The organism is Capnocytophaga sp. CM59 (genome assembly GCF_000293175.1).
In the GTDB taxonomy this organism is placed as follows: domain Bacteria; phylum Bacteroidota; class Bacteroidia; order Flavobacteriales; family Flavobacteriaceae; genus Capnocytophaga; species Capnocytophaga granulosa.
Genome location: NZ_ALNN01000066.1, coordinates 20,460 through 31,253 on the forward strand (window position 1 = coordinate 20,460; position 10,794 = coordinate 31,253).

Genomic DNA, 10,794 nt, shown 5'->3' on the forward strand with positions numbered 1-10,794 from the left:
ACAAAGAATTTACAAGTTCTACAAGACCTAAAAAAATTAACTTTTATATAACTAAAAAAACATAGAAATGTACTATTTTTGCACCCCGAAATTATTATTTTGAATTAGTTTAAATAACCATTATTTATATGCGTAAATATCTATTATTCTGGGGAGTATTCCTCTGCATAATCCCCTCGTTACTTGCCCAAGAGGCGATCTCGGTACGCGGACGTGTTACCGACACACAAGGCCAGCCCCTCTTAGGGGTAAGTGTCATCTTAGAAGGCACCACCAAAGGGGCGTCTACCAATGAAAAAGGCTTCTATGAAGTCCATCATGTCCCTGTAGGAAAGCAGACCTTTGTATTTAGCTACTTAGGCTACCAAACGGTAAAGCAAGACTTTGACGTAACACCTAACCCATCGGGTACCCATACCCACTTGGATATTACCCTTCAGGAAGAAGCCCAACAGCTCCAAGAAGTAGAGATCATTGGTCGCCGAGAAAGTTCCTACAAGAACACCACTTCTTTCTCTGGTACCAAGACGGCCACCGCGATCCGTGACATTCCCCAAACCATCAATTATGTCACCAAAGAGGTAATCCTTGACCAAGGTGCCTCCACAGTGAATGATGTGGTAAAGAACGTCAGTGGGGTAAGCCAATACACCACCTATAACGACTTTAGTATCCGTGGTTTCCGCACCACAGGGAACCGCAATTCAGGTAACTTGCTCAATGGAATGCGTGCCCAAACCAGCCTTTGGTCAGCCTCTTCCTTGGCCAATATAGAGCGCGTGGAAGTCATCAAAGGCCCTGCCGCTGCCCTCTTTGGCAATGCTGCCCCTGGAGGTATCATCAACCGAGTGACCAAGAAACCACTCTTGGAGCGCCAACATTCCGTTTCAGTAAACACTGGTAGCTGGGGTACACTCAAGAGCTATGGCGACTTCACTGGCCCCTTGAACGAAAGCAAAAGCCTACTCTACCGCCTGAACCTCGGCTATGAAACTACCGATGGGTATCGCGACCTACAAGGGCGTAACACCCTCACCATTGCCCCCTCTTTCTCCTTTATTCCCAATGAGAAAACCCGCTTCAATGTAGATATAACTTACTATCGCTTAGACGGTAAGGTAGACCGCGGACAAACTATCTTTGGCGATGCCGACCTCTACTCAGTACCTATCACCCGCTCGCTCAGTGCAACCAATGATTTCCTAAGAGAAACCCAAGTGAATGTCACCTTAGGGCTTACTCACAAGATCACTGAAGACCTTTCCTTCAATAGTACCTACCTGAACTCCTCCTATAGCGAAGACCTCAGAGAGCATAACCAAGCCAATAGCTACTATATGCAACAAGGGAACAAAGCCAACACAGGTGACCAAAGCAAAATCCTGATGCAGGCACTGCTAAGACAACGTACTTTCCGCAACAATAGCTTTAATAACTACTTCAACTACAACTTTACCACAGGCCCCGTAAAACACACTCTTTTGGTAGGTTATGACTACTTCCAAGTAGAACAACTTCCTGGTGCCTCCCAACTGACCGCAGGAGGCTATTTGCTTAAAAATGGAAAGACTACCACCTCCTTTGATCCTGCCAAACTCAATACCTATGTAGTGGATGCCAACAACAAACCGCTGACCAATGTGGCTGTATTTGACCTAAACAATCCCACCGCTGGTAACGCCATGAAAGAGACCAACAAATATATCTTTACCGCTGGTAATACCAAACCCACCCTACAGACCTCTCATGGGATTTATCTACAAGAACAATTGGAATTCAGTATCGTAAAAGTGCTCCTAGGCCTTCGTAAAGAGTTCTTCCAAGACTTCCTCAACTATAAACAAAACAATGAGGAAACCATAAAACAGCAAGCCCTTATACCTCGTGTAGGTCTGGTCATTACCGCTACGGATAACATCAACTTCTACTCCACTTGGATGAAAGGCTTCGAGCCACAGAGTGCTGATAACCAGTCCGATCCTGACCGCTATGGAGGCCCCTTCGACCCTGTCTATAGCGAGCTCTTCGAAACTGGGCTTAAGACGGATTGGTTCAACAGGCGCCTGAGTGCTACCGCCTCCGTCTTCAAGATTATCCAGCAGAACACCCTTTACCCTGCTTCCCCTGCGGTGCCTGGTAAGCCTGATTACAAAATGCAAATTGGTGAGGAGGAGTCCAACGGATTCGAGTTTGACCTAGCAGGAGAAATCGCCCCTAACTGGAGTATCTTGGCCAGCTACGCTTATATAGATGCCCGTATCACCAAGACCGCCAGCAATAGCGAAAAGGACTTTGATATGCAGCGCCCCTCTACCCCTCGCCATTCGGGGAATATCTGGACAAAGTACATCATCACCGAAGGTCCTCTCAAGCACTTAGGCCTGGGGGCTGGGTACAACTTTGTCACCGAGCGCTACGGACAGGTAGGCCGCCGAGCCAACACCACTGTATACCCTGGTTATGGTCTGGTGAATGCGGTACTCTACTACAAGATCAACCAAATACAGCTCCAACTGAACCTCAACAATGTACTGAACAAAACCCATTGGGTAGGCGGCTATGACAAACTACGCTCCTTCCCTGGTGCTCCCCGCAACATAAATGTGACAGTTTCCTATAAATTTTAATCCTCTATTTTAAGAAAAAGGTTGCCTCAACGGCAGCCTTTTTTATTGCGTAATTCTTACTTCTAAGCAGGTTTTTCCTTGACTTTTAAGGGGAAATGTAGTATCTTTGCAGCGGCTTAAATGTAAAAAATGAAGACTAATCTAATAAATCTGTATGGAAAGGGAATATATAGGTATTATTAAGAAAATAATAGATGACCACAAAGGAGTGCTTCTCTATACAGATGAAAATAACATAGAACAATCCATAATTTATTATGGATCAAAAATTAGGAAAAATAAGAAAAGACCCTCCAAACTAAATATAGATGACAAAGTTGTATTCCTTATAGAATCCTCTGTTAATCGCAATGGAGCACCTTATTCCTTTGCTAACATTATTAGATTTGTAGAAAATAAAACACTTGACAAACTTATTCAGGAACACACCCCTGAAAAAGAGTACTATGGCTTTTTCAAAGTTAATCTGAATTATTTTTGGGTAAAGGAGATTGATACCCATTTACGATTTCATGTGGCGGAGACATTTTATCCCATATTTTTACCCCCTGAAGATAACTCTCTGATAACTTTTTACCTTAAGGTAAAGAAAAATGGAAACACAGAGGCCAAACTCATAAAAAAGATTCATAATCCCGAATACAAAGAACTTAGAAAAAAAGAAGTACATGCTGTCATCATTACCCAGATAACAGAAAAATATATGAATGTAAAATTAAAAGACCTTAGCTTTACAGGACGTATTTATTACCATAGAGAATGCCCCTATATTGAGGGAGAAGAAATATATGCCCTCTATGCAGGCTTAGACAAATCAGGAAATCTTAATTTCAAAACAGTATTATAATGAGTTCATTAGCTCATTGATAAATTAACAGATTAACACATTACCCGTGAGTTCAAAATTTTTTACCAATACAGAAGGAAATACCTTATTCAAGAAGTTTGAAGGTATCCTCAAGGCCATGAAACCTCATTCATTTCAGGCTGTTTCCGCCTATTTTCGCTCTTCTGGCTATTTCAAAATGCGTGAGATACTCAAAGAAGTAGAAGAAATCAAAATCTTAGTAGGTATCAATGTAGATAACCTTGTCTTCGAAGCCCAAAGGCGTGGTATGATCTACTTTAGCAATGCTAATAAAACCAAAGAGGAGTTTGAAAAAGAGTTTATCAAGGATATCAAAGAGGCTAAATATACCAAAGAGGTTGAAGATAGTATCTTAAGCTTTATACAAGATATAGCTGACAAACGTATTGAGGTACGTATTCACAATAGCCATTCTATTCATGCTAAGTTCTATATCCTATTACCTAAAGAACATAGTGAATATACCGATGGTTGGGTTATTATGGGATCGTCTAACCTTACTGATGCTGGTATTGGAAGTAAGAAAGCTCCTAATTATGAACTCAATATTGCCTTAAAAGATTTTGATGATGTACAATTTGCCAAAGATGAATTTGCTAAATTATGGGCGAACTCAGACATACTAGAACCTACCGATGTACAATCGTTTGTCAAGAATACTTATATAGGGCAAGAGTTTACCCCCTTTGACCTATTCATCAAGCTACTTATAGAATACTTTGGAAAGAATATAGATTATGATCCCAATACCATTGGTGATTTACCGTCAAATTATAAGAAACTAAGCTATCAGATAGACGCTGTAAACCAAGGGTTTGACATGCTTCTAAAGCATAATGGTTTCTTTTTAGCCGATGTGGTAGGACTGGGGAAAACTCTTGTCGCTTCCATGATTGCCAAACGGTTTTGTATTGCCAATGGTTTTGAACAAACAAAGATTTTGGTAGTGACCCCTCCTGCGGTAGAGAGTAACTGGAAACAAACTTTCAAGTCCTTCCGTTTGGACAAAAACACGAAGTTCATCACCAACGGAAGCCTTAGTAAAATAGCCGATGGCACTGACTTAGACAACTACTGGGAGGTAGATGAATATGATCTTATTCTTGTAGATGAGGCTCACAAATATCGCAATCATACCTCACAAGGATTTAATCATCTGCAACGCATCTGTAAAATACCCCGAAGTAATGAAGGCCTTATAGAAGGAGACAAAAAGAAAGTAATCCTTATTTCAGCTACACCACTGAATAACCGCCCTGAAGACTTGTATTACCAACTACAATTATTTCAGGATATCCGTAAGAGTACCCTTGAAAAAGTAAGTAACCTGCAGCACTTCTTCTCTCCTCTGATACAGAAATATAGGGAGATTATGGATGCCAAAACTACTGATATAGAAGCAATACGTGAGATATACAAACAAATACGTGAGAAAGTAATTGCCGAAATTACGGTACGCCGTACCCGAAGAGACCTTAAGAAATATCCTAAGTACTTAGAGGACATCAAGCAACAAGGTATTATTTTCCCAGAGATCGCCCCATTACAGACCATAGAATATTATCTTAACCCAACTATCAGCAAACTTTTTTACAAGACTATTCTATCCCTAACCGATGATGACAAAATCAATTATTATCGCTACCAAGCGATTCGTTTCTTAAAGAAAGATATCCAAGAGGAATACTATAGCCAAGCAGAAAGAGTATCACAATCCTTGGCTGCCATTATGAAAACCCTTATGGTCAAGCGTTTGGAAAGTAGCTTTGTTGCTTTCAAAAACACCTTGGAAAATCTACTGAAATCCACCCAGCGAATGATCGAGATGTTTGCCAACAACAAGGTATATATAGCCCCTGATCTGAATATCAATGCCTTATTTGAAAAAGGCCTTTCCGAAGAGGAAATTGACGAAATTGTTCTATCAAAGAATGTAGAGAATGCAAGAAACAACATTTTCTCTGCGGATGATTTCGACCCTTCCTTCCTTATAGGACTTGAAAAGGATGCTAAATCATTGAAAAACCTTGTTGAAGAATGGAAAAATGTTACTAATGATCCTAAGATAGAAAAATTATTTGATATTTTAGATACTGTTTTATTAGATAGAGACAAAAATCCTTCTCAACAACTTATTATTTTTACCGAAAGTAATGATACGGCTAACTATTTAAATGAAAAACTTTCTGAAGTAATTGACCCTAAGAAGATTTTAAAAATTTCTTCTGAAAATAGAAACAAAGTCTTTGAGCAAATTCAGGCCAATTTTGATGCCAACTATACCAAAGGGCGTAAGAATGACTTGAAGATACTCATCACTACCGACGTACTTGCCGAAGGGATTAACCTACATCGTGCCAATGTACTTCTAAATTATGATACCCCTTGGAATGCTACCCGACTTATGCAACGCTTAGGACGTATCAACCGAATAGGAAGCGAAACAGGGGTGATCTATAACTATCTATTCTATCCTTCAGCTCAGGGAGATGAGGAAATCCGCCTCTACAAGAAAGCCTATGTCAAGCTACAAGGTTTTCATTCCGCTTTCGGAGAAGATGCCCAAGTATTTACCAAAGAAGAGTTGGTTGAACAATTCGAACTCTTCAAGGAAGGTGAAGAAGGCGAAGAAGATAAGCGATTATATTACCTACGTCTGGTACGTGAGTTCAAGGATGCACACCCTTCGGAGTTCAAAAGAATTGCCAAGATTCCTTTCAAAGCGCGTACTGCCCGTAAAAATAAAAATACTTCCTTTGACGACGTCAAGGACGGTTCCATTATCTTTATGAAATCTCCTTATAAAAGAGAATTTTACAGAGTCAATGCACAAAAAGAAGTAGAGAATATTGATTTCTTAGAGGCCGCAGAACGATTTGAAGCCTCCTTTACAGAAAAAGGATATGAGCTTCCCATTTCTCATTACACTGATGTAAATTTGGCGCAACAGTCCTTTGAGAAAGACCTCTCTCATGCCCATACCCATATGGTAACTTCCGTAGATAAAGCAGATGGAAATACCATGCATGCCAAAAAATTCTTAAGAGAAATCAAAAGTATTTCCCATCAAGAAGAAGTAAAAATAGCTTGTGATCAATTATCTAAGCTCATTGACAAAGGTACTTTTACCGCTATTCCTAATGAGATTAAAAAAATAAGACAACAGCTTGAAAAACAAAAAATTACCTATGGCCAAGTACAAAATATGATCTTGACCATGACCAAGAAATATGCCACAGCATCCTTTGAGGAAACCAAAGAGCAAAAAGAAAAAATGATAGATTTTACACCAGAAATAGTAATCAGTGAAACATTTATAAAATAATGAAAGATTTAAAAGATATATTAGCCCACCCCTATAACCAAAAAGATTGGACAGACTTCCTTACCCAACTTTTCCATGAGAAAGACAGCTCCTCCGATGAGGGGATTCTTAGCGCGCCACAGAGGATTGCTATAAGCCATGACAAGGTAAAAGAAGCCTACGAACTGGGAAGCTACCTTACTTCCGATGAGAGGCTTATCGGTATCTATCAGGTGAATATCTCCGAGGATATGCTCCTATACCGTAACAAAGTAGGCCTTAGAAAGCTCATGGCTAACATCTACAAATACAATGTAGATGGGGTATTGGTAGCTTTTGTACAAGAGAAAAAGTGGAGGCTTTCCTTTATCTCCGAATTCGTAAAGGAAATAGACCCTCAAGGGAAAATGATTAAGCAAATCACCGATGAAAAACGCTTTACTTACCTCTTGGGAGAAGGAGAAAAAACAAAAACAGCTACCGATAGGCTCAAAAAATTAGTTGGGAAGCCATTATCCTTGCAAGATTTCTTTGAAGTGTTCTCCGTAGAAATGCTTAGCAAAGACTTCTTTAGAGAATATAAGGAGATCTATGAAGAGTTTGTCGCTGAAATCTTCAAAGAAGAACACAATCAAGCTCTCTTCAAGGGTAATGATAAGGCCGTACGCGACTTTGTAAAACGTATGATGGGGCGTATTGTTTTCCTATACTTTATACAGAAAAAAGGCTGGCTAGCTGTCCCCAAAGGTAAGAATTGGGGAGAGGGAAACCATAACTATCTCTACCACCTATACCAAGAAACTCCCAAAGAGGACTGGCCTTACTTCTATGAAAAACGTTTGGTACCTCTCTTTTTTGATACCCTTACCAATAAAGATTCTGAAAGCGAAGCCAATCCTTTGCGTTTCCCTTACCTCAATGGGGGACTCTTTGACAAATCTCAAGATGAGAACTTTGACTCCATAGTCCTCCCCTATGAGACTTTCAGCCGCCTCTTTGACACCTTTGACAAGTATAACTTTACCGTATATGAGGATTCCCCCAACGAACATACCGTAGCGGTAGACCCCGAAATGTTAGGCCATATCTTTGAAAACCTCTTGGAGGACAACAAAGACAAAGGGGCTTTCTATACCCCTAAGGAGATTGTACACTATATGTGCAAGGAGAGCTTAAAGACCTTCCTGCTTTCAAAAATAACCTTTGATGATCCATCAGAAAAAATAAAAGATGTTATCACAAAAATAATAGAGCACCAACCTCTTAATGAGGATGAGGAGAAATATATAAGAGAAAAAGAACATATTATCACTACCTCTGTAGAAAATGTAAAGATATGCGACCCTGCCATTGGTTCTGGGGCTTTTCCTATGGGCTTACTGCAGGAGATATACTACCTTAAGATTACCCTACAACAATTGGGCATTATCCCAGAACAAAACGACGCACAGATAAAAAAACACATCATAGAACAAACCATTTATGGTGTAGATATTGATTCAGGAGCAGTGGATATAGCCCGCTTGCGCTTTTGGCTCAGTCTTGTAGTAGATGAACCAAAACCACAACCCCTCCCTAACTTAGATTTTAAAATCATGCAGGGCAATAGCCTTTTGGAAAGCTACCAAGGAGTGGATCTAAGCCATATAGGAAAAGAGGAAGAAATTATAGTAGATGACCTTATTGACTTCGGGGATGAATATAAAAGCATCCAACGACTAACCTTCTTTAGTGATGCCAAAGAAAAAATACAACAACTTATCAAAAATTATTTTACCTCCACAGAGGATAAAACTCTCAAACGCAAAGAGATTAATGACCTTATAGAAGGAAAAATACACTATAAAATCATCTTTGAAAAGCGCCAAGTTAAGTATAAAGTAGACCTTTTTGAGAAGAAGTTTGACATTACTTCCGAAGAAGACTTAGCAGAGAAACTCCAAAAAGGTACCCTTACCTCAAAAGGAAAAGAGTACAAAGCCTATATGGCAGATAAGAAACGCCTCTTAGAACTTGATCTCATAGAAAACGAACTTATCAGTTTCCAAACAAAAATAGAACGCCCTTACTTCCTTTGGCATACTTACTTCAAAGATGTCTTTGACAAAGGAGGTTTTGATATCGTTATCGGAAATCCTCCCTATGTATCTACAAAAGGAGTTTCAGAAGATATAAAGTCTTTCTTGGAAGCTGATTTTGGCTTTGCTGATGACTTATATAACCATTTCTTTTTCAAAGGAAATGAGATCTTAAAAGACAAAGGAGTGCTTACCTTTATCACCCCCAAAACATTTTGGACAACTCAGACCAAAAGAAACCTTAGGGACTTGTTGCTTTCACAACACTTGGAATATATTTTTGATACGGCCAATCCTTTCGAATCGGCTATGGTAGATACTTGTATCACTTCCTTTTCAAAAGTAGCCTCTAAAAATGAAAAGGTTGTATTTCTGGATGGTAGCAAGGATTTACAAGCACCATTACGCTATGAAGTAGCTCAAAGCATTTTTATAGATACGCAGAACTCTGTAATATTCAAACCTACCGAGTACAATATGAAAATTCATAGCTTGTATGGCAAAAAAGTAAAAGAACTCTATGAGCAGTGGTGGGATAAAATCTCTACCAGCAAAAATATTACCAAGTATAGCCAAGAATTGGAATCCTATAGAAAAAGTCTAAAACCTGGTGATATAACTTTATTAGGTTGTCTAACCGAAGGAGGGGTTGGTCTTCAAACAGGAAATAATGGAAAATATATAGCAGTCAGAAGATCTACTAAGTGGGCTAGAAATATATTGGAATCACGCCCTAAAAAACTTTTAGAGGTAGTAAAACGCTATAAGACAGATCTTAAAATTACCAACGAAGAGGAAGCAAAAGCATATTTAGCCACACTATCAGAAATAGAAATAGCTATCCTTTTTGATAGACTAAAGGAAAAATTTGGCCGAGATATTTTTGGGCAAGGGTATATCTATAGACTTATTGAAGATGATGAAGTAGCAGATGTAGAGACTCTCACTCAAGAGGAAAAAGATAATGGAATAGACCCTTCTAAAAAATTCTATGTGCCTTATGATAAGGGAGATAAGGACGGTAATCGCTGGTATTTAGAAACACCCTTTGCCATTGCTTGGAACAAAGAAAATGTCGGTTTTTTAAAATCCAATTCAGGTAAGAAAGGAGAAGGTATGCCAGTTGTTCGTAACCCTCAGTATTATTTTAGGGAGGGATTTTGTTGGTCTGCAATTAATGGAACAAGAAGTTCTAATGAGTTAAAGTTTAGATTTAAACAAAAAAGTGTTACAGATGTACAAGGAATGTCCTTACATAGTAACTCCATATCTTCAAAATATATAGTTTCTATTTGTAATAGTGATTTTGTAAGTAGATATACCGAATCTTTTGTTAATTCAACTGTTATTTTTCAGATTAACGATGCACGACAAATTCCGATTATTATTCCAGCTAGCGAGACCTTAGAAACCTTCGAAAAACTATTTAATTCAGCAATTGAAATCAAAAAAGCAACATCATTAGAGACAATATCATTAAATGAAGCAGAAAGGAAACTCTCCGAAATACAAGAAAAATTAGATACAATAGTAAATGAATTATATGGTATATAGTTCATTTACTAAAACATCTATTTCTTGTTGAATATTATCAAGTGCTATCTCATTTGATTGCTCCTTTTTAATCTGAACGGCTTGTTTAAAAAACTTTTCAAATTTCTCTAAGGTAATTTTATCTGGTATAATAATGGGTAATTGTCGAGCATCATTTATCTGAAAGTGAGAGGTATTATTGATGAAATTATCCACATATAAGCTAATTAATCTTGAGTTTATTAAACAAACATAATACCAATCAGGTAATGAAGGAAGCAAAGTAAATAAGCTCATGCTTAAAACATCAAAAACACCATTCTTTTTAAGTCTTGATTTTAAGTAAGTACTATTTACATCTGTCCAACAAAATCCCTCTCTAAA

4 protein-coding genes and 1 pseudogene are annotated in these 10,794 nt (G+C 38.5%); 4 read left to right on the top strand and 1 reads right to left on the bottom strand.

From position 1 onward, the window contains the following. Positions 1-128 precede the first annotated feature (128 nt). The 4 genes from HMPREF1154_RS12205 to HMPREF1154_RS13810 all read left to right on the top strand — a co-directional run bounded on the left by HMPREF1154_RS12205 (position 129) and on the right by HMPREF1154_RS13810 (position 10,431). Positions 129-2,627 carry a TonB-dependent receptor gene (locus tag HMPREF1154_RS12205; protein WP_009642906.1) on the top strand — a complete coding sequence of 833 codons (2,499 nt, stop codon included), beginning with the start codon at positions 129-131 and terminating at the stop codon, positions 2,625-2,627. Positions 2,628-2,781: 154 nt separating this feature from the next. Continuing rightward, positions 2,782-3,474 (top strand): hypothetical protein, encoded by a 693-nt coding sequence (locus tag HMPREF1154_RS12210; protein WP_009642904.1) that lies wholly within the window; start codon positions 2,782-2,784, stop codon positions 3,472-3,474. 46 nt (positions 3,475-3,520) lie between these two features. Then, positions 3,521-6,820 carry a helicase-related protein gene (locus tag HMPREF1154_RS12215; protein ID WP_009642912.1) on the top strand — a complete coding sequence of 1,100 codons (3,300 nt, stop codon included), beginning with the start codon at positions 3,521-3,523 and terminating at the stop codon, positions 6,818-6,820. Beyond that, positions 6,820-10,431 (top strand): Eco57I restriction-modification methylase domain-containing protein, encoded by a 3,612-nt coding sequence (locus tag HMPREF1154_RS13810; RefSeq protein ID WP_009642923.1) that lies wholly within the window; start codon positions 6,820-6,822, stop codon positions 10,429-10,431. Before HMPREF1154_RS12215 ends, HMPREF1154_RS13810 begins: the two co-directional genes overlap by 1 nt. Here the strand turns inward: HMPREF1154_RS13810 and HMPREF1154_RS13815 are convergent. After that, positions 10,417-10,794, bottom strand: a pseudogene (locus tag HMPREF1154_RS13815) (BREX-1 system adenine-specific DNA-methyltransferase PglX); the annotation flags it as partial. The gene HMPREF1154_RS13810 and the pseudogene HMPREF1154_RS13815 sit on opposite strands and share 15 nt — an antisense overlap.